The organism is Thioalkalivibrio sp. ALE21, from assembly GCF_003208255.1.
Lineage (GTDB): Bacteria > Pseudomonadota > Gammaproteobacteria > Ectothiorhodospirales > Ectothiorhodospiraceae > Thioalkalivibrio > Thioalkalivibrio halophilus.
The window spans coordinates 147961-167985 of the sequence record NZ_QKMA01000004.1; the positions used below are offsets into that span (position 1 = coordinate 147961).

Annotated in this window: 22 protein-coding genes; 17 read left to right on the forward strand and 5 right to left on the reverse strand. The window is 68.9% G+C overall.

What is annotated here, in order from left to right; genetic code table 11:
- The first annotated feature begins 31 nt into the window (after positions 1-31).
- The 13 genes from D893_RS05435 (at position 32) to D893_RS05495 (ending at position 11644) form a co-directional block, all read left to right on the forward strand.
- Complete coding sequence (locus D893_RS05435) at positions 32-586, forward strand: thioredoxin family protein (protein ID WP_110619309.1); 555 nt, start codon at positions 32-34, stop codon at positions 584-586.
- Positions 587-662: 76 nt separating this feature from the next.
- Positions 663-1967, forward strand: a complete 1305-nt coding sequence (locus tag D893_RS05440; protein ID WP_110619310.1) for a TolC family protein — start codon at positions 663-665, stop codon at positions 1965-1967.
- Positions 1964-2767, forward strand: coding sequence for an efflux RND transporter periplasmic adaptor subunit (locus D893_RS05445; RefSeq protein ID WP_110619311.1), 804 nt, complete (start codon positions 1964-1966; stop codon positions 2765-2767). Before D893_RS05440 ends, D893_RS05445 begins: the two co-directional genes overlap by 4 nt.
- 34 nt (positions 2768-2801) lie before the next feature.
- Entirely contained in the window at positions 2802-3134 is a 333-nt protein-coding gene (gene cutA / locus D893_RS05450) for a divalent-cation tolerance protein CutA (RefSeq protein WP_019589071.1), read from the forward strand.
- Positions 3122-5437 (forward strand): protein-disulfide reductase DsbD, encoded by a 2316-nt coding sequence (locus D893_RS05455; RefSeq protein ID WP_110619312.1) that lies wholly within the window; start codon positions 3122-3124, stop codon positions 5435-5437. Before cutA ends, D893_RS05455 begins: the two co-directional genes overlap by 13 nt.
- A complete protein-coding gene (locus D893_RS05460; RefSeq protein ID WP_018947491.1) occupies positions 5434-6006 on the forward strand; it encodes a TlpA disulfide reductase family protein in 573 nt (190 codons plus the stop codon). The genes D893_RS05455 and D893_RS05460 overlap by 4 nt, the downstream gene beginning before the upstream one ends.
- Before the next feature lie 140 nt (positions 6007-6146).
- Complete coding sequence (gene aroQ / locus D893_RS05465) at positions 6147-6590, forward strand: type II 3-dehydroquinate dehydratase (protein ID WP_018869755.1); 444 nt, start codon at positions 6147-6149, stop codon at positions 6588-6590.
- A 6-nt stretch (positions 6591-6596) separates the two neighbouring features.
- A complete protein-coding gene (gene accB / locus D893_RS05470; RefSeq protein ID WP_018947492.1) occupies positions 6597-7055 on the forward strand; it encodes an acetyl-CoA carboxylase biotin carboxyl carrier protein in 459 nt (152 codons plus the stop codon).
- Between the two features lie 34 nt (positions 7056-7089).
- Positions 7090-8433, forward strand: coding sequence for an acetyl-CoA carboxylase biotin carboxylase subunit (gene accC, locus D893_RS05475; protein ID WP_024328274.1), 1344 nt, complete (start codon positions 7090-7092; stop codon positions 8431-8433).
- A gap of 7 nt (positions 8434-8440) precedes the next feature.
- Complete coding sequence (prmA, locus tag D893_RS05480; RefSeq protein ID WP_110619313.1) at positions 8441-9325, forward strand: 50S ribosomal protein L11 methyltransferase; 885 nt, start codon at positions 8441-8443, stop codon at positions 9323-9325.
- A 507-nt stretch (positions 9326-9832) separates the two neighbouring features.
- Complete coding sequence (locus tag D893_RS13900) at positions 9833-10273, forward strand: DUF3426 domain-containing protein (RefSeq protein ID WP_246863881.1); 441 nt, start codon at positions 9833-9835, stop codon at positions 10271-10273.
- A gap of 43 nt (positions 10274-10316) precedes the next feature.
- The gene (gene dusB / locus D893_RS05490; protein ID WP_110619315.1) at positions 10317-11327 is read left to right on the forward strand and encodes a tRNA dihydrouridine synthase DusB; all 1011 of its coding nucleotides are present in this window, start codon (positions 10317-10319) and stop codon (positions 11325-11327) included.
- A complete protein-coding gene (locus tag D893_RS05495) occupies positions 11324-11644 on the forward strand; it encodes a helix-turn-helix domain-containing protein (protein WP_110619316.1) in 321 nt (106 codons plus the stop codon). Before dusB ends, D893_RS05495 begins: the two co-directional genes overlap by 4 nt.
- Before the next feature lie 6 nt (positions 11645-11650).
- On the opposite strand, the gene D893_RS05500 is transcribed toward D893_RS05495, so the two are convergent.
- A complete protein-coding gene (locus tag D893_RS05500; RefSeq protein ID WP_110619317.1) occupies positions 11651-12430 on the reverse strand; it encodes an inositol monophosphatase family protein in 780 nt (259 codons plus the stop codon).
- A 133-nt stretch (positions 12431-12563) separates the two neighbouring features.
- On the opposite strand from D893_RS05500, the gene D893_RS05505 reads away from it, so the two are divergent.
- A complete protein-coding gene (locus D893_RS05505; RefSeq protein WP_018947499.1) occupies positions 12564-12881 on the forward strand; it encodes a DUF2322 family protein in 318 nt (105 codons plus the stop codon).
- 1 nt (position 12882) lies between these two features.
- Here the strand turns inward: D893_RS05505 and D893_RS05510 are convergent, their stop codons facing one another.
- From D893_RS05510 to D893_RS05520, 3 genes are read right to left on the reverse strand one after another with little or no spacing between them, the layout of a single operon-like run.
- The gene (locus tag D893_RS05510) at positions 12883-13482 is read right to left on the reverse strand and encodes a histidine phosphatase family protein (RefSeq protein ID WP_110619318.1); all 600 of its coding nucleotides are present in this window, start codon (positions 13480-13482) and stop codon (positions 12883-12885) included.
- The gene (gene ampD, locus D893_RS05515) at positions 13479-14045 is read right to left on the reverse strand and encodes a 1,6-anhydro-N-acetylmuramyl-L-alanine amidase AmpD (protein WP_077244917.1); all 567 of its coding nucleotides are present in this window, start codon (positions 14043-14045) and stop codon (positions 13479-13481) included. Before ampD ends, D893_RS05510 begins: the two co-directional genes overlap by 4 nt.
- Complete coding sequence (locus tag D893_RS05520) at positions 14042-14377, reverse strand: thioredoxin family protein (protein ID WP_210434081.1); 336 nt, start codon at positions 14375-14377, stop codon at positions 14042-14044. The genes ampD and D893_RS05520 overlap by 4 nt, the downstream gene beginning before the upstream one ends.
- A gap of 97 nt (positions 14378-14474) precedes the next feature.
- On the opposite strand from D893_RS05520, the gene D893_RS05525 reads away from it, so the two are divergent.
- Positions 14475-16586, forward strand: a complete 2112-nt coding sequence (locus D893_RS05525) for a UvrD-helicase domain-containing protein (protein WP_110619320.1) — start codon at positions 14475-14477, stop codon at positions 16584-16586.
- Here D893_RS05525 and D893_RS05530 read toward each other — a convergent pair whose 3' ends face one another.
- Positions 16587-18314, reverse strand: a complete 1728-nt coding sequence (locus D893_RS05530) for a potassium/proton antiporter (RefSeq protein ID WP_018947504.1) — start codon at positions 18312-18314, stop codon at positions 16587-16589. It lies immediately after the preceding gene.
- A 55-nt stretch (positions 18315-18369) separates the two neighbouring features.
- Between D893_RS05530 and D893_RS05535 the strand changes: the two genes are divergently transcribed.
- Positions 18370-19356 carry a lipid A deacylase LpxR family protein gene (locus D893_RS05535; RefSeq protein ID WP_210434077.1) on the forward strand — a complete coding sequence of 329 codons (987 nt, stop codon included), beginning with the start codon at positions 18370-18372 and terminating at the stop codon, positions 19354-19356.
- 57 nt (positions 19357-19413) lie between these two features.
- Positions 19414-20016, forward strand: a complete 603-nt coding sequence (locus D893_RS05540; protein WP_110619322.1) for a DUF502 domain-containing protein — start codon at positions 19414-19416, stop codon at positions 20014-20016.
- The last annotated feature ends 9 nt before the right edge of the window (positions 20017-20025 follow it).

A 20025-nucleotide genomic window follows, 5' to 3' on the forward strand; every position in this document is an offset into this window, starting at 1 on the left:
CAGAAGACGCCCACCGGAGGAAGGAGGCCACATGAAACGCAGCCCGCTGTACCAACGAGTGATTCCGGTCCTGCTGCTGACCCTCGCGTTCATGCTGGCCGGAACGGCCGTCGCCCAGGAAGACCCGCGTGATCCGGAAGAACACTTCTTCCAGCCGACGTTCGGCGATTTCCAGGAAGAGCTCGATCTTGCTCGCGAGGAAGGCAAGAAGGGCATCCTGATCTTCTTCGAGATGGATGCCTGTCCTTTCTGTCACCGCATGAAGAACCAGGTGCTCAATCAGCCGCAGGTGCAGGACTACTACCGCGAGCACTTCGCCATCTTCACCGTGGACATCGAAGGCGACGTCGAGATCACCAACTTCGACGGCGAGACCCGGCGGATGGCCGATTTCGCCACGCGCGACTTCCGCGTGCGCGCCACGCCGGTCTTTCAGTTCTTCGACCTGGACGGCGAACCGATCCACCGCTTTACCGGGGCCACCCGCGATGCGGACGAATTCCTGACCCTGGGGCGCTTTGTCGCCGAGGGACACCACGAAGAAACCAACTTCAATCGCTTCCGCCGCGAGCAGCGCGGCCGCTGAACGCAAAGGAGCGGACATGACTCCTCGTCTCCCTGTCCGGGGGCGCCGTGCCGGCGCCCTCCTGACGGCGTGCCTCGTGCTGGCCGTCGGCACGGCCGGCCCCGCGGCGGCCGAGGTGGTGCCGGACATCGAGCCACTGCCCCAGCCCCTGCGTCTGCAGCATGCCATCGAGGCGGTGAATGCGATGCACCCTCGCGTGCAGCAGGCCCGCGCCCGACGCGAAGCGGCCGAAGCGGAGCTGGAAGCCACGCGCGCCGACCGTGACCTGCGCGTGGACGCGCGGCTGGAAGCCCGCTGGATCGAGCCCAACGACAACATCGCCGACGACCGCAACAACGACTCGCGTGCGACTCTGGTCGCGCGCAAGCTGCTGAGCGACTTCGGCCACTCCCGGGCGCGCGAGGAGGCCGGGGCCAGCGCGGTGGAAGCCGCACGCCAGGAGGAATGGCTGGCGTTCGCCCGGCACCGCCTGGAGGTCCTGGAGCGCTACTTCGACGTGGTCCTCGCCGATCTGGCCTTCGCCCGCGACACCGAAGCCATGGCCGCCGCATTCGTGACCCTCGAACGCATGCAGGAGCGCAACGAGCTGGGCCAGGTCTCCGACATCGACCTGTTCGAGGCGGAAGCGGAATACCAGGAACACTTCACCCAGCGGCAACGCTCGCTGTACCGCCAGCAGCGCAGTCGCGCGGAGCTGGCCGAGGCCCTGCATCACCGCGGACGCCCGCCGGCCAACGTCCTGGGTCCGCCGCTGCCGCTGGACCTGCCCGAGCTTCCGGAGCTGCGCAGCCTGCTGGCGGACCTGGAGTCCGGCAGCCCGGCCCTGGCCGCCGAGCGCCAGCGGGTCGAGGCCGCCACCGGCCGCGTGCAGGCGGCCCGCAGTGAAAGCCGCCCCCGACTGTATGCCGAGGCCGAGACCGGCTACTGGAACAAGGAGTTCGGCGGAGACCGCAACCCCTTCGCCGCCGCGCTGGTACTGGAGGTCCCGCTGTTCGAGGGGCGCCGCGGCGATGCCCGCGTCGGCCGCGCGGTGGCCCAGCGCCGGGAAGCCGAGGCCGAACGCGACCACGCCATGATCCGGGCCCGCAACCGGGTACGCGAACTCGTGCACGAAATCCGGACCCTGGAGGTACAGCGGGACGAGGCGCTGGCACGCATGGACTACCGCGACCTCTACATCAGCCGCGCGCGCTATCTCTATCAGATGGAAGACGAGGCCGATCTCGGCGACTCCATGGTCCAGCAGAGCGCAGCCGCGCATTTCAATGCCCGCACCGAATTCGAGCTGGCCCTCGCCTACGAACGCCTTGCCCTGCTGACCGGCCGCGAAGACCTGAGTCCGTTCGCCGCCGACGCCACCGCCTTTGGAGGGACCCCATGAACACCCGTATTCACCGAATCCCGCACACCACCCGGCGGGCGATCGGCGCGAGCCTCGCGCTGTTGTTGCTGAGCCCGGCCGCGGGCGCCCAGACCGTGGACGCGGAGCTCGCCTGGAGCGAGCAGTTCCGGATCACCGCACCCGTCGCGGGTCAGGTCCGGGAGATCGGGGTCCGGCCCGGCGACCGGGTGATGGAAGATGACACCCTGTTCCGCATCGACGATCGCCGGGCCCGTGCGGAACTGTCCGCGGCGCAGGCCGAGGTCGAACGCCTGGAGCTGGAAGCCTCGGAAACCGAACGCGAACTGCGCAAGGCCCGCGACCTGTACGACCAGACCCTGATCGCCGAGCGCGAACTGGAACTGGCCCGAATCGACCACACCGCGGCCGAATCGCGCCTGACGGAGGCCCGCGCCCGGGTCCGCCAGGCCCGCGCGGACGTGCACGACACCGAGATCGCCGCGCCCGGAGAGGGCCGCGTGCTGCGCCTGGACGTCACCCGCAACGAATACGTGAACCCCGCGCTGGTTCCGCCGGTTCTCGCGGTGATCGGACGCGACGATCCGATGCATGCACGCGGCCGCGTGGACGCGGATACCGCCGCACGCCTGGAACCCGGGCACCCGGTTACGGTCATCCTGAACGACACCCGCGTCGACGGCCGGGTGGTGCACGTGGACTGGGAGCGCAGCGGCGAAGAGGACGACCCCGCCTATCGTCTGCGCGTCGAGTTCACGCCCCCGGATGGCCTCGCCCCGCGGGCGGACCAGGCGGCACGGATCGAACTCGGCCTGGAATGAGCATCCGGACTGAACCAGGAGGACGCACATCACCATGAGCGAATCCGACCCCGCACCGGCCTGGCTGGTCATCACCACGCTGGACGATGCCGACGCCGCCGAACGCCTGGCCGGCCACCTGGTCGAGGCCGGCCGCGCCGCCTGCGTGCACATGCTCCCGCCCGGCCGCTCGATCTATCAGTGGCAGGGCCGCATCGAGGTCGACAGCGAAGTCACCCTGCTGATCAAGACCTCGCGCGAGGCCTGGCCCGAACTTCGGGCCACCCTGCACGATCAACATCCGTACGACACGCCCGAGATCATCGCCCTGCCGATCGAGGACGGACTGCCCGACTACCTGAACTGGATCCACGAATGCACCCGATGAACCTCCGTTACTGGCTTGCCGCCCTGTTCACCGCGCTGTTGCTGCTGCCCGGAGTGGCCGCGGCACAGTTCGGCATGGACGACGACCTGCTCGACCCGGACGACGCCTTCGCGATCAGTGCCGAGGCGGTGGATGAATCCACCATCCGCCTGACCTGGGACATCGCGGACGAGTACTACATGTACCGCGAGCAGTTCGAATTCGAACCGGAAAGCCCCGGCCTGGAACTGGGCGATCCGGCGATCCCGGACGGCGAGATCAAGGAAGACGAGTTCTTCGGGCGGGTCGAGACCTATCGCGGCGAAGTCAGCATCGAGCTGCCGGTACTGGCCGCCGAAAACGAGACCATCGAGCTGACCGCACGCTCGCAGGGCTGCGCGGATGCCGGCATCTGTTACCCGCCGCACTTCCAGACCGTATCCATCACCCTGCCGGGCCTGCCGGGTGACGCCGAGGCCGAGGCCGACACCACGGCGGCCGAGGAAGGCGCACTGGACGAGCTCGGCCAGATGTCCGGCGACCTCGCCGGGGACGAGGACCTGCTCGACCCCGAGGATGCGTTCGCCGCCTCCGCCGAGGCGATCAGCCAGAACGCCGTGGTGCTGCGCTTCGACATCGCCGACGGCTACTATCTCTACCGCGATCAGCTGGACGTGCGCGTCGCCGAAGGTGAAGGCATCGAGCTGGGCAACATCAGCCCGCCGGACGGCGAACTGCACGAAGACGAGTTCTTCGGCGAGACCCGCATCTTCCGCGACGAAGTGGAGATCCTGGTGCCGGTGCAGCGCGATGCCGACGACGTCGCCGACATCGTGCTGGCGGTGGACTACCAGGGCTGTGCGGACGCGGGTATCTGCTACCCGCCGCTGACTCAGGAAGTCGCGGTCAGCTTTGCCGCCGATCTGGCCGCGGAGGCCGACACGGCCGCCCTGCCGGACGAAGGCGAGCCCGCGCCGGAGGACGACGACGCCGTCGCCCCTCCGGCCTCGGAACAGGACCGCATCGCGGCGCAGCTGGCCGACGGGCGCGTGTGGCTGGTGGCCCTGGCGTTCTTCGGCTTCGGCCTGCTGCTGACCTTCACGCCCTGCGTGTTCCCGATGATCCCGATCCTGTCCAACATCATCCTCGGGCAGAAGGAGATGAACACCCGCAAGGCGTTCTTCATCTCACTGGTGTTCGTGCTCGCGATGGCGCTCACCTATACCGTGGCCGGGGTGCTGGCGGGCATGGCCGGGGCCAACCTGCAGGCCGCGTTCCAGAATCCGTGGATCATCGGCACCTTCGTCGCCATCTTCATCGCTCTGGCGATGTCGATGTTCGGCTTCTACGACCTGCAGATGCCCGCGGGCGTGCAGAGCAAGCTGTCGAACATCAGCAATCGCCAGGAGGGCGGCACCCTGTTCGGCGCCGGTGTCATGGGCTTCCTCTCGGCCCTGATCGTCGGGCCGTGCGTCACCGCGCCGCTGCTGGGGGCCCTGCTCTACATCAGCCAGACCGGCGACGCCGTGCTGGGCGGGATCGCCCTGTTCTCCCTGAGCATGGGCATGGGCGCCCCCCTGCTGGCGATCGGCACCTCGGCCGGACGCCTGCTGCCGAAGGCCGGCCCGTGGATGGATACCATCAAGGCGGTGTTCGGCGTGGGCCTGCTGGCCATGGGCATCTGGCTGCTGGAACGGGTCATCCCGGGCGAAGTGGCGATGTTCCTGTGGGCCACCCTGTTCATCGTGGTCGCGGTGTACATGGGGGCGCTGCAGAGCCTGCCCGAAGGCAAGTCCGGCTGGCACACCCTGTGGAAGGGGCTCGGCCTGGTGATCCTGATCTACGGCATCCTGCTGATGCTGGGGGCGGCCACCGGCGGCAAGGACATGACCCGCCCGCTGGCCACCCTCAGCCAGCCCGCCGTCACCACCGCGGACGGCGGACCGACGGAGATGGAGTTCACCTACATCGACAGCCTGGAGGACCTGGAACGCGAGGTGGACGAGGCTGCCTCGCGCGGCGAACCGGTGTTCCTCGACTTCTACGCCGACTGGTGCGTGGACTGCGTGCGTCTGGACCGCACCACCTTCCAGGACCCGGAGGTCATCCGCGCCACCGCGGATGTCCATCTGCTGAAGGCCGACGTCACCGACAACACCTCGGAGCACCGCGAACTGATGCAGCACTTCGAGCTGTTCGGCCCGCCCGCGATGGTGTTCTACGACCGCGACGGCGAACCGCTGCCGCAGTTTCGCCGTGTCGGATACCTCAACGCCGAGGCCTTCCTCGAGCACCTGGACAACGCCCTGGGGGTGCGCCCGTGAACGGGAACCGCTGGTGGCTGGCACTGGCCATCGGGCTGTGCGCCCCGGCCCTGACCGCCTGCCTGGATAACGACCGGTCCGGCGACACCGCGACCGGCGGCGACCCGGATGTCGATGCCGCCGACGTCGCGGGGCCGGAGGACACCCCGACCGGCGAGTCGCGCATCGACTTCACCCTGCCGGACCTGGAGGGCGAGGAGCAGGCCTTCAACCAGTGGGACGACGACCTGGTGGTACTCAACTTCTGGGCCACCTGGTGTCCGCCCTGCAAGAAGGAAATGCCGCTCTTTCAGGAAACCTGGGAAGAATACCGGGACGAGGACTTCAACATCGTCGCGGTCGCGGTGGACGAACAGTCGGCCACCGAGCAGTTCGTCGCCACCTACGGCATCGAATTCCCGATCCTGATCGGGCAGGACGAGGCCATGGAGGTCCAGGCCGAGTACGGCAACCGGATCGGGGCCCTGCCCTACACCGTGGTCATCGATCGTGACGGGACCGTGCGCGAGACCCACCGCGGCGAGGTTACCGAAGACGACCTGAACGGCTGGCTCGAGCAGTACCTCTGACCCCGCGCGGGCACGCTCCGGCGCACGGCAAAGATGCTGGACACCCCGCGCTCCCTGCGGCAGAATCGCGGCCATGGATTCGCCGGCATGTTCCGGCGCGTTCGCCCCCATTCACGTCCGGATCGCCGCCGATTCCCGTCATGGCCACCATCCTGCTGCTCAACGGCCCCAACCTGAACCTGCTCGGACAGCGGGAGCCGGAGCGCTATGGCCATGCCACGCTGGCGGACATCGAGGCGGATCTGGAGAACCGGGCGCACGAGGCGGGGATCCGCCTGAACTGCTTTCAGAGCAATCACGAGGGCGCCCTGATCGACCGCATCCACGCGGCGCCGGGCGAGGACGTGCGCCGTATCCTGATCAACCCGGGCGGGCTGACCCACACCAGCGTCAGCCTGCGTGACGCCCTGCTGGGGGTCGCGATCCCGTTCTACGAGATCCACATCAGCAACGTCCATGCCCGCGAGGCGTTCCGGCAGACATCGCTGCTGGCCGACGTCGCCGCCGCCACCCTGGCCGGTTTCGGCCCGCGGGGCTACCGGCTGGCGCTGGACGCGGCGATTGCAGCCATCAAGGAGTCATAGGCACCCATGGATATCCGCAAGGTCAAGAAACTGATCGACCTGCTCGAGGAGAGCGGGATCCACGAAATCGAGATCAACGAGGGCGAGGAGTCGGTGCGCATCACCCGCTCGCCCGGGGGCGTACCCCAGGCACAGCCCGCACCGATGCCGGCCGCCGCGCCGCCGCCCGCACCGCCCGCTCCCGCGGCCGCGGCCGAGGAAGCAGCGGCGGAAGAACCCGCGGAACTCGAGGGCCACCGCGTGACCGCGCCCATGGTCGGCACCTTCTACCGCGCCCCCAGCCCCGGCGCCACGCCGTTCGTCGAAGTCGGACAGCAGGTGGAGGTGGGCGACACCCTGTGCATCATCGAGGCGATGAAGATGCTCAACCCGCTGGAAGCGGACCAGGCCGGCACCGTCCGCCAGATCCTGGTGGAGAATGGCAATCCGGTGGAATACGGCCAGCCGCTGTTCATCATCGCGTGAGCCTTCACCGTCTTCGCCGAACACAGGTCCGAGCATGTTTGAAAAAATCCTGATCGCCAATCGCGGCGAAATCGCCCTGCGGGTCCTGCGCGCCTGCCGCGAGATGGGCATCGCCACCGTAGCCGTACACTCCGACGCCGACCGCGACCTCAAGCACGTGCGCCTGGCCGACGAGTCGGTCTGCATCGGCCCCGCCCCCTCGAACGAGAGCTATCTCAACATCCCGGCACTGATCGCCGCGGCCGAGGTGACCGACGCCGGCGCCCTCCATCCGGGCTACGGCTTCCTGTCGGAAAATGCCGATTTCGCCGAACGGGTCGAATCCAGCGGCTTCGCCTTCATCGGCCCGCGGGCCGAGACCATCCGCCTGATGGGGGACAAGGTCTCCGCCAAGCAGTCCATGCTCTCGGCCGGCGTTCCCTGTGTGCCCGGTTCCGGGGGAGCTCTGAGCGAGGAGCCCGAGGCCAACCTTCAGCTGGCCCGGGAGATCGGCTACCCGGTCATCGTGAAGGCCGCCGCCGGCGGCGGTGGCCGCGGGATGCGCGTGGTGCATACCGAGGGTGCGCTGCTCAACGCGATCTCCCTGACCCGCAACGAGGCCCGTCAGGGCTTCGGTGACGACACCCTGTACATGGAGAAATTCCTCGAGCGCCCGCGCCACGTGGAGTTCCAGATCCTCGCGGACACCCACGGCAACGCGGTGTGCCTGGGCGAGCGCGACTGCTCCATGCAGCGCCGCCACCAGAAGGTGATCGAGGAGGCCCCGGCCCCGGAGATCACCGACACCCAGCGCCGCGACATGAGCGAACGCCTGATCCGCGCCTGCCAGGAGATCGGCTATCGCGGCGCCGGGACCTTCGAGTTCCTGTACGAGGACGGGCAGTTCTTCTTCATCGAGATGAACACCCGGCTGCAGGTCGAGCACACGGTGACCGAGGAGGTCACCGGCATCGACCTGGTGCGCGAACAGATCCGCATCGCCGCCGGAGAACCGCTGGGCATTACTCAGGACGACGTCACCATCCACGGCCATGCGATCGAGTGCCGCATCAACGCCGAGGACCCCGCAACCTTCGTCCCGAGCCCCGGCACCATCCAGCAGTATCACGCGCCGGGCGGCCCCGGGATCCGCATGGACACGCATATCTACAACGGCTACGCGGTCCCGCCGCATTACGACTCCATGGTCGGCAAGCTGATTGCCCACGGCACCACGCGCGACATCGCCATCGCGCGCATGCGCGGCGCCCTCGGCGAAATCATCGTCGACGGCATCCGCACCAACATCAGCCTGCACTCCGATCTGATGAACGACGCCAACTTCCAGCGGGGTGCCACCGACATCCACTACCTGGAAAAGAAGCTGAAGACACACTGAGGGCCGCATGAGTCTTGCCGAACTGGAATGCCGGGCCGAACCCGGCGATGCCGAGGCCCTGGAAGAGCTGCTGTTCGAGCTGGGTGCAGTCAGCGTAGAGCTGTTCGATGCGGCCGACGAACCCCTGTTCGAGCCACCACCGGGCACCCACCCGCTGTGGTCGGACATCCGCCTGAAGGCCGTGTTTTCCGACCGCACCGCGGCGGAGCTGGCCTCGGCCTCGATGCTCCAGCGCGACCCCGCCCCGTCCGAGCTGCAGGTCACCGACATTACCGACCAGGACTGGGTACGCGCGGGCCTGGACGGGCTGGAGGCCATCCACTGCGGCGGGCCGCTGTGGATCGTGCCTTCGTGGGAGGAACAGCCGGACGTCGAGGACGGGGTTTTCGTGCACCTCGACCCCGGCCTGGCCTTCGGCACCGGCAACCACCCGACCACCGCCATGTGCCTGACCGCGCTGGCGGAGGATCCGCCGCGTGACCTCGAGGTTCTGGACTACGGCTGCGGCTCCGGGATCCTCGCGATCGCCGCGCTCAAGCTGGGGGCGCGCCACGCCCTCGGGATCGACAACGATCCCCAGGCGGTCCAGGCCACCGAATCCAACGCGGCCGCCAACGGCATCGGCGGCGACCGTCTGCAGGCCGGGCTCACCGATCACCCGCTGCCCGAGGGCGGCTCCGATCTGGTGCTGGCCAACATCCTCACCCGCCCGCTGATCGAACTGGCCCCGGAGCTCACCGCGGCCACGCGCCCGGGCGGGCGCATCCTGATGGCCGGACTGCTGGATCGTCAGGCGGAAGAGGTCATGGAGGCCTATGCCCATGCATTCGACATCGGTGTCCGCGATTCCCGCGATGGCTGGGCCCTGCTGGACGGTCGCCGCCGCACGTAACCGGCCGGCGAAGTATTCGCTCGCCGCTCGCCGGCACAACGGGCGGTCCGGATAATGCTCGCCCGCTGCCCGCATTGCAGCGTTGCCCACGTCGTGACCCGCCCTCCGGGGAACGAGAGCCACGGACACGTGCGTTGCGAAGCCTGCGGCCGGGCGTTCGCATTCTTCCCGGCGCTGGAGATCGCACCGGCCGGAGAGCCGGTCAGCGGGCCCGGAGTGCAGCCCGTCCGGAGGCTGCACGAATACCCCCGCACGCCGACCGACTCCGACTCCGACTCCGACTGCGCGGACGCGGCCCCGACCACGGCATCACGGGCCAGCGGCAACCCGGACGCCCCGACCAGGCTCTTCGCATCGACCCCGGAGTGGAACCCATCCCCGGAACCCGAGCCGGAACACCCCGCGCCCGCCGATTCGCCCGAGCGGGCTCACGCGTCAGCACCCGCCGCACCGGCCCCATCGCTCCGCACAAGATCCCGGCGCTCGCGTGCCCGCAGCCGGGGCGCAATGCTGGCCGGGCTGCTCCTGCTGGGCCTGATCTTCCAGTTACTGACTTTCCCGCCCCGCGCCATCACGCAAGAGCCCGCGCTGGAGACCCTGCGGAGCTCGCTCTGCGATCGCCTGCGCTGCCCCGAACGCGCCCATCGCGCGCCCGGGTCCGTTCGCGTCTCCAGCCCATCCCTGCACCCGGCCGGCGCCGGCAGCGGCCGCTGGCTCATCTTCGAGCTCTACAACCACGAATCACGCGCTCAGGCCTGGCCGCTGCTGGATATCGCCCTGTCGGACACTCTGGGCCGCACCCATGCCCGCGAGCGCATCCACCCGCGGGTCTATGCCCCGGACGGTGATACCCCCACGCAAATGGCTGCCCACCGACCCTGGCCCGTTGCCCTGCGCATACGCACCGAGCACCCGCGCCTGAGCGGGGTCCACGTCCGGCCCCGCTGACGCGGATTCCTGCGCCGGGCGTCCGGGCTGCTAAACTGACGGCATGCAGCTCGGCCCCCACCATTTCTCGGACCCGCCGGTCTTCCTCGCGCCCATGGCCGGGGTCAGCGACCGGCCTTTCCGCCTGCTCGCACGACGCCTGGGGGCCAGCGCGGCGGTCTCGGAGATGGTCACCTCGCAGCAGAAGCTGTGGGACAGTGCCAAGAGCCGCCACCGTCTGGACCACGCCGCGGAGCCCGCACCGCGCATCGTCCAGCTGCTGGGCAACGAGCCCGCTGCCGTGGCCGATGCCGCCCGCGAGAATGTCGCCCGCGGTGCCGACATCATCGATCTCAACCTGGGGTGCCCGGCCAAGAAGGTCTGCAGCCGCGCCGCCGGCTCGGCCCTGATGGGCGATACCGGGCTGGTCCGCGAACTACTGCAGGCCCTGACGGAAAACACCGGCGTACCGGTCACCCTGAAGATGCGTCTGGGCCTGGACACCGAGCGCATGAACGCGGAAACCATTGCCGGGATCGCCGCAGATGCCGGGATTGCGATGCTCACGGTCCATGGGCGCACCCGCGCGGCGGGCTACCGCGGTGCGGCCGATTACGACGCGATCGCCCGGGTGGTGGCCGCCACCGCCCTGCCGGTGCTGGCCAATGGCGATATCCGCGGCATGGAGGATGCCCGACGGGCCCTCGCCCGCACCGGCGCCACCGGGGTCATGATCGGACGCGGCGCCCAGGGACGCCCGTGGCTGCCGGGACGGATCCGCGCCGCACTGGCCGGTGAGCCCCTCCCGGCCGAACCCGGACCGGCGGAAATCGCGGCGCTGATGCGCGAGCACGTCGCCGCACTGCACCGGCAATATGGTCCGCATCAGGGCGTACGTATCGCCCGCAAGCACCTCGGCTGGTATCTTGAGCAGCTGGGGAGAGGCGAGGCAGCCACCCGCGCACTGCGGGCCGAGCTGTTCGCCCTGGAGGACGCCGGCGAACAGCTCCGGCGCCTCGAGGCAATCATTCCATCAGGCGATTCGCCTGCGGACGATTCTGGCAGGGCTGCATGAGCACGAACGGGTATTCCGCACGTCGCAAGGAGGGCAACGGACAGGCGTGGCCAGGGAGCGATCCGGCCGGCGAGGTGGAATCGGAAAGCGTGCTTGCGCAATCCGTACGCCAGGCCATGGAAGAATACTTCGACACCCTCGACGGCCAGTCCAGCCACGACCTCTACGCCCTGGTGATGGAGGAGGTCGAACGTCCGCTGCTGGCCAGCGTTCTGGAGCGCTGCGGCTACAACCAGAGTCGCACGGCGGCCGTGCTGGGCCTCAACCGCGCAACCCTGCGCAAGAAACTGCGCAGCCACGGGCTGCTGGAAAGCTAACTCCCGTCAGCTCCAGCCGAGGCGTTCGCGCAGGGTGGCGTGCAGCTCGGGGGTGCCCGCCGCCAGCACCGTGCCGGTGTCCAGGTCCAGCTCGCCGCCGGCGAGATCGGTGAATGTCCCGCCCGCTTCACGCACGATCACCGCCAGTGCCGCGATGTCGAGGATGTTCACGTCCGACTCCACGATGCAGTCGATGCTGCCGCTGGCCAGGAGATGATAGTGATAGAAGTCGCCGTAGCCGCGGACGCGGTTGACCTCGGCGACGATCCCGCCCAGCGCGTTCCAGCAGTCGCCGCGTGCCGCCAGCGAGCGCAGGTTGCCGGTGGAAAGGGTCGCGCGGTCCACCGCGGTGATGCCCTTCTCCACACCGATGCGCTCGCCGTTGAGGAACGCCCCCTGCCCCTTCTCGGCCCAGGCGCGCTCGCCGAACTGCGGCCCGTTCGACAGCCCCAGGACCAGCTCGCCCTTGTACATCAGCGCGATCTGGGTGGAGAAGAACGGGTACCGCCGGACGAAGCTCTTGGTGCCGTCGATCGGGTCGATCAGCCACACATAATCGGAATCCATGTCCGACTGCCCGGTCTCCTCGCCGTAGAAGCCGTGATCCGGGAAACGTTCGCGGATGACGGAGCGGATCGCCTCTTCGCTCTCCACGTCGGCACGAGTGACCGGCGTGTCATCGGCCTTGGTTTCAACGTCCACGCCGTGTTCGTAGTAGTGACGGATCACCTTCTCGGCGGCGTCGGCCGCAGCCTGCGCGGCTTCCAGGAACGGGCTTGCCTGCATGTTCTCGGTCCTCGGGGAAAAGCCGCTATCGTAGCAGGAGCGGCACGACGCGACGAACCCGCCATGATTGCGGGCGGTTGTGGCCGGACGGGGCAGCCCCGATAATGCCGCCGATTCATCCGAGGAGCCCGGCATGTCCAAGAAACTGCCCGACGTGAGCAATATCGAACGCCTCGAACTGTTTGGCGAGGACTACAACCCCACCGCCACCATCGAGAACCAGGAGGGCCAGAAGCTCTCCCTGCAGGTGTACTACCAGCTGGCGCTGGATTTCGGCGGGATCGGCCCCAAGGCGGCCAATTCCGGTCTGCTGATGTACGGCAGCCATGCCGACGACGCCCGCGCCAACCCGGGCAGGCACCCCAACATCGACCGTCTGATCGACATCCTCGAGAACGACTACTACCTGTCGGTGAAGGCGGTCCCCAGGCGCAAGCGCAACGCCGGCTGACTCAGTCCGCCACGACCCGGTTGGTGAACGCCAGCCGCCAGCCCCGCCCCGGCTGACGGTGGATACGCGTGAGGCTGGCGTAGTCGCAGTCGAGCTGGAACAGGTGGCCGTCCGGCACGGCCATCACGCCGCCGACCAGCGCGCGGATCACGCCGGCGTGGACCACCAGCAGCACGTGTTCGTCGGACCGGCCGGGCCCTTCCACGCTCTCGGCAAAGGCCGCCGCAACCCGCTGACGAAACGCATCCAGCATCTCCGCCCCCTCCGGCCGGTTGTGCTCGGGGTCGGCGTAAAAGGCGCGGTATTCCTCCGGGCGCTCCGCCTGCAGCTGGGCGCGGGTGCGCCCCTCCCAGGCACCGAAGCCGATCTCGCGCAGATCATGCACCGCGGCCAACGGCAGATCGCGTTCGTGCGCCAGATGCTCGGCGAAGGCCCGGCAGCGGACCAGCGGCGAGGTCAAAATCCGCTGCCACCCGGTCTCGGTGGCCGCGGCGCGCTGCATCTGCCACCAGCCGGTCTCGCTCAGGGGATCGTCGCAGCCGTGGCCGCGAAACCGCTGGCCGCCGGCCGGCTCTCCGTGTCGCATCAGGTCCACGATCATGTTGCTTGCTCCAGCAGGGCGTACAGGTGCGTCCAGTCGAAATACGGACCCGGATCCGTCTTGCGTTCCGGGGCGATGTCGCAGTGCCCGGCCAGGGCATCCGGGGCGATCGCCGGATAGCGGCCGCGCAGCCAGCGGACCAGGGTCGCCAGCTCACGGTACTGCACCGCGGTGAACGGGGTATCGTCATCGCCTTCCAGCTCGATCCCGATCGAAAAGTCGTTGCAGCGCTCGCGCCCGCGCCACGCCGAGACCCCGGCGTGCCAGGCGCGCCGGGCAAACGGGACAAACTGGACGGCACGACCCTCGCGGTCGATGAATACATGCGCCGACACGCGCAGGCCATGGATTTCGGCGAAATACGGATGCGCCGCCGGGTCGAGGCGGTTATGGAACAGTGCCTCCACGTGCGGGCCGCCGAATTCCCCCGGCGGCAGACTGATCGCGTGCACCACGATCAGCTCAGGCTGCACCCCGGCCGGGCGCGCATCCTGATTCGGACTTTCGCTGGGCCGCGCCAGCGGCCACCAGTCCTTCGCCACGGGCACGTCCGCCGCGCTCATGGTGCTTCCTCCGGCGGCAGACGCAGGCGCGCCTGCAGGGCTTGGCGCAGCAGCGGCACGCGCGGCGGGGTCTGCAGCGGCCCGTGGTATTCCCCGTCCACGAACACGAACAGCGCCGGCAGGTGGAAGACCTCGAATTCGCGCACCAGTGCGGTGTCGACCTCCGCGTCCACGCAGAACAGCGCCGGAGCATCACCCTCCACCTGCCAGCGCCGCAGGGCGTCGCCCATCGCGTGACAGGCGCTGCATCCTCGCCGGGTGAAGAGGACCACGGCCGCACCCGGCACCTCCTGCAGACGGTGATGGAAACCTCCTGCGTCCAGGGCCGGCAGGTCCCCGGAAGCACCCGGCTTGTCGGCACTGGACGATTGCGACACGCTGCCTCCACGACACGCCCGCGGGGAAACTCGCCGCGGGGCTTTATGATCAATGACGCGTGGGGTAGTTTACGCGCCCGCGTCCCGAGGAAGCGACCCGCCGGTGTCCGAACAGCTCAATCCCCAGCAACACGCCGCCGTCACCACCACCGACCGTCCGCTGCTGGTCCTTGCCGGCGCGGGCTCGGGCAAGACCCGCGTGATCACCGAGAAGATCGCGCACCTGGTGGAAAAGCGCGGCCTGGACGCGCGCCAGATCGTCGCGATCACCTTCACCAACAAGGCCGCGCGCGAGATGCGCGAGCGGGTGCAGGGACGCCTGTCGCGGGAACAGAGCCGCGGGCTGGGCGTGTCCACCTTCCACACCTTCGGCCTGCAGTTCCTGCGCCGCGAACTGGCGGCCACCGGCCTGCGCCCGGGCTTCTCCATCCTCGACCCCGGCGACTGCCGCCAGCTGCTGCGCGAGATCACTCACCGCGACGACACCGCAGCCGAGGTGGATGACCTGATCGGCCACATCAGCCGCTGGAAGAACGACCTGCTGACCCCCGACGAGGCGCTGGCCGAGGCCAGCCAGGCGGGCGACGAAGCCCCCGGGGCCCTGCTCGCGGCCAATCTCTACCCGCGCTACGAACAGGCCCTGCGCGCCTACAACGCGGTGGATTTCGACGACCTGATCAAGCGCCCGGTGGACTGCCTGCGCGAGGACCCCGATCTGCGCAACCGCTGGCAGGACCGCATCCGCCATCTGCTGGTGGACGAATACCAGGACACCAACTCCGCGCAGTACCAGCTGGTGCGCCTGCTGGTCGGGGTCAGCGACGGCCTGACCGTAGTCGGCGACGACGACCAGTCGATCTACGCCTGGCGCGGCGCGCGCCCGGAGAACCTCGCACGCCTGCAGCAGGACTTTCCGCGCCTGGAAGTGGTCAAGCTGGAGCAGAACTACCGCTCCACCAACCGCATCCTGGCCACCGCCAACGCGCTGATCGCCAACAACCCGCACGTATTCGAAAAGCGCCTGTGGAGCGCCCTCGGCGAAGGCGAGAAGGTCGAGGTGATCGACTGCGCGGACTCCGATGCCGAGGCCGCGCGGGTGGTCTCCGAGCTGATGCGCCGGCGCTTCCGCCTGAACGCCGGCTGGGGCGATTTCGCGATCCTCTACCGCAGCAACCACCAGTCGCGGGTATTCGAGAAGCTGCTGCGCGAGCAGGGCATCCCCTACCGCCTGAGCGGCGGTCAGTCGTTCTTCGAGAAGGCCGAGATCAAGGATCTGGTGGCCTACCTGCGCCTGCTCGCGAACCCGGACGACAACACCGCCTTTCTGCGCGTGGTCAACGTACCGCGCCGCGAGATCGGACCGGCCACCCTGGAAAAGCTCGGCCAGTACGCCAACCAGCGCGGGGTCTCGCTGCTGCAGGCCGCGCGCGGGGCGGGCCTGGCCGAATACATGGACGAGCGTGCCCGGGCGCGTCTGGAACGCTTCGTCGACTGGGTCGACGGCTTCCGCGCACGTGCGGCCGAGGAGGCCCCGGATGCCCTGCTGCGCGCGCTGGTCGAGGACATCGACTACGAATCCTGGCTGCTGGACAACAGCGCCAACCCGCGCGCCGCCACCCGGCGCATGGAACAGGTGCGCGAATTCATCGACTGGGTCGCGCGCCTGGCCGGCTCGCGCACACCCGAGGCCGAGTACGGCGACGAAACCGCCGACGACGAGAGCGGCATGGAGCTGGCCGACATCGTGAACCGCATCAGCCTGATGGACATCCTCGACCGCAACCGCGATGCCCAGGACGACACCGAGGCGGTGCAGCTGCTGACCCTGCACACCGCCAAGGGCCTGGAGTTCCCGCACGTGTGCCTGGTCGGCTTCGAGGAGGAGCTGCTGCCGCACCGCGTGAGCCTGGAGGACGACGCCATCGAAGAGGAGCGCCGCCTGGCCTACGTCGGGCTGACCCGCGCGCAGCAGACCCTGCTGATCACCTACGCGCGCAGCCGCAAGCGCTACGGCGAGACCCTCGACTGCGAACCCTCGCGCTTTCTCGACGAGCTGCCCGAAGAACACCTCGACTGGCCCGACGCGAAGCCGCCGGACCCGGAGACCCAGCAGCTCACCGCGCGCGCCCACCTCGCCGGGCTCAAGGCCATGCTGGAGAAGTGATCAGTCCTTCTTCAGCAACTTGAGGCCGACCCGGGTGATGCGCGCGCCGTCCATCTCCCGCACCACCAGGCGCGTGGGCCCGAGGTCCACATAGTCGCCCACCACCGGCTCGGTCTGCAGTTCGGCGCGCAGAAAGGCCTCCAGGGTCTCGGCCTGACGTTCGGACGGTACCGGCGCGCCGTAGGTCATGCCCACGGCCCCCAGCAGGGCATCGCCGTTGAGGGCAAACTCCCCGAACACGCTGCGCTCGGTCAGGCGTTCCGGCACCTCTTCCTGCGGCACGAACAGGCGGTCCAGGTCCGGCAGATCGGCCGGCGCGACCATGATGTAGAGATGGTCGCCGGCCTGCAGGTCCAGCAGTTCCAGGGTCTCCAGCAGCTGGCCTTCCCGCAGATGCGCGACCACGCGGGCCGAACCGGGCAGACGGAAACCGGACCAGGCCTCGCGCACCACCGGGGTGGTCTCCGCCAGCCGGTAGCCCACCAGCTCCATCTCCTGCTGCCCCGGGATATCCAGCTCGGTGCGCTGGACCCGGGCGGTGGTCGGCGGCAGCTCCAGACCCAGCCAGCGCGCCGAGGAGGCCACGGTCCAGCCCTGCACCATCAGCGAGATCAGCACCACGAAGAACACCACGTGGAAGAAGTATTCCGCCAGTTCCAGCCCCGCCAGCAGCGGGAACAGCGCGAGGATGATGGGCACCGCCCCGCGCAGTCCGACCCAGGCGATGAACAGCTGCTCGCGCCACGGGAAGCGGAACGGGTACAGGCACAGCGCGACCGCCAGCGGGCGGGCCAGCAGGATCAGCACCAGCGCCACCAGGCCCGCATCCAGCGCCACCGGGGGCAGCTCCGAGGGCGTGACGATCATCCCCAGCATCAGGAACATGCCGATCTGCGCCAGGGCCGCGATGCCATCATGGAAACGCTTGATGTTCTGCGAGGCCTCCAGCGGCCGATTGCCCAGCAGCAGCCCGGCGAGATATACCGCGAGGAAGCCCGATCCGCCCACCATGCCGGTCAGGCCGAAGATCGCCAGCGCCCCGGCCAGCGCGAACAGCGGGTAGAACCCGGCCGACATCGGCACGCGGTTGATCAGCGCCAGCAGCGCGAGTCCGCCCCCGACCCCCAGCAGGGCCCCCAGCCCCATCTGCTGCACGAACTCGACCAGCACCACCACCCCGAAGTCGGGCTGGTCCATCAGGATCAGCTCGATCAGCACGATGGTCAGGAAGATCGCCATCGGGTCGTTGGAGCCCGACTCGATCTCCAGGGTCGCCCCCACGCGGCTCTTGAGCTCCAGCCCGCGCGAGCGCAGCAGGGAAAACACCGCCGCCGCGTCGGTGGAGCCGACGATCGCCCCCAGCAGCAGCCCCTCCAGCCACGACAGCCCCAGCCACCACACCGCGAACAGCCCCGTCAGGCCGGAGGTGATCAGCACGCCCACGGTGGCCAGCCCCACCGCCGGTTTCAGTCCGATACGGAAATTGCGCGCCGGCGTGCGCATCCCGCCATCGAACAGGATGATGGCCAGGGCCGCGGAGCCGATCAGATGGGCCAGGGTGATATTCTCGAACGACACGCCGCCGGGGCCCTCCGGGCCCAGCAGCATGCCGATGCCGAGGAACACCAGCAGCAGCGGCACGCCCAGCCGCGAGGTCACCACGCTGGACAGGATGCTGCCGAGCAGGACCACGGCGACGAGAAAGATGATCTGACTGGAGAAATCCATGGCGCCATCATACCGGACTGCCACGCCCGTCCGTGGGCGAGCACGGCCGCCGGCAATGTTCGTAGCGGCCACGATCGCCGCAGTGCTCGCCGGCTCGCCGGCGGCGGCCGACCGTGGTGGCGTGGACGCCCTGCATTTCGAATTCGAGAACGACCTGTTCGGCGGCGAGGACCGCTACTACACCAACGGGGTACGGATCGGCTGGACGCGCAGCGAGGGCCAGGTGCCATCCTGGCTGAAGACCGTCGCCGATCGGATACCGCTGTTCGTCGCACGCGAGGAGCGCGGCCGGCTGAAGTCGGCCATCCATCTGGGCCAGAATATGTACACCCCGGAGGATATCGAACGCCGCATCCCGGACCCGAACGATCGCCCGTATGCCGGCTGGCTCTACCTCAACTTCAGTCTGGCCGAGGAATTCGGCGACCGACTCGATCGCCTGCAAGTCACCACCGGGGTCGTGGGTCCGGCGTCGCTGGCCGACCACACCCAGCGCGAGGTGCACAGCTGGTCTTCGGCCCCGGAACCGCGCGGCTGGGAGCACCAGATCGGCAACGAGGCCACCCTGATGGTGCGGTACGAACGCCAGCTGCGCAGCCAGTCGCACCGGGACGGACGCGGCTGGGACTGGGACCTCACCCCGCACTGGGGAGCGACTGTCGGCAGTCCGTTCACCTTCGTCAACGCCGGTGCGATCCTGCGCGCCGGGCGCAATCTGCCGCGCGACTACGGCCCGCCACGGATCAATCCGGCCCTCTCCGGGTCACATACGTTCCAGGGGATCCGGCCCCGCGGGGGATATCTGTTTGCGGGCGTGGACACCCGCCTGATGGCCTACGACCTGTTCCTCGACGGGCCGCTGTTCCGCGACGGACCCTCCGTGGACAAGCACCCGGTGGTGGGCGAATTCACGGCGGGCGTGGTGTTCCACTGGCACGGGGTGCGCCTGGGCTATACCCATGTCTGGCGCTCGCGCGAATTCAGCGGCCAGGCCACCGGCGCCGCGGAATTCGGCTCGCTGCACGCCACCTGGCAGTTCTGAACCGCCCCCGCCCCGGCGTTGTTACGATCGAGGCGTCGCCCCTTCCGGAGAACCCGCGTGCGCAAGATTTCCCGAACCTTCCTCACCGGCCTGGCCGCGATCCTGCCGGCGATGGTCACGCTGGCCCTGCTGTGGTGGCTGGGCAGCACCGCGGAACAGGTCCTGGGCGGCATGCTGCAGGCCGTCCTGCCGGATCTGCTGTACGTACCGGGCATGGGGATCGCCGCCGGTGTCGGGCTGGTGTTCGCGGCAGGCGTGCTGCTGCAGGCCTACCTGGTGCGCTGGCTGTTCAACTGGCTGGAGGGCCTGATGCAGCGGATCCCGGTGGTCAAGACCATCCACGGCACGGTGCGCGACGTCACCCGCCTGGTCTCCGGCGACATCCACCAGCAGTTCGGCCAGGCAGTGCTGGTCACGCTGCCGGAACTGGAAGCGCGGGTCATCGGCTTCGTCACGCGCGAGGACTTCGAAGGGCTGCCGGACTCCCTGGGCGGGGCGGAGACCCTCGCGGTGTACCTGCCGATGAGCTACCAGATCGGCGGCTACACGCTGATGCTGCCGCGCGACCGGGTGGAACCGCTGGAGCTGTCGCTGGAGGACGCGATGCGCTATGCCCTGACCGCCGGGGTCTCCGCGCGCAAGGACGACCCCGGGGCATGAACCGAGGCG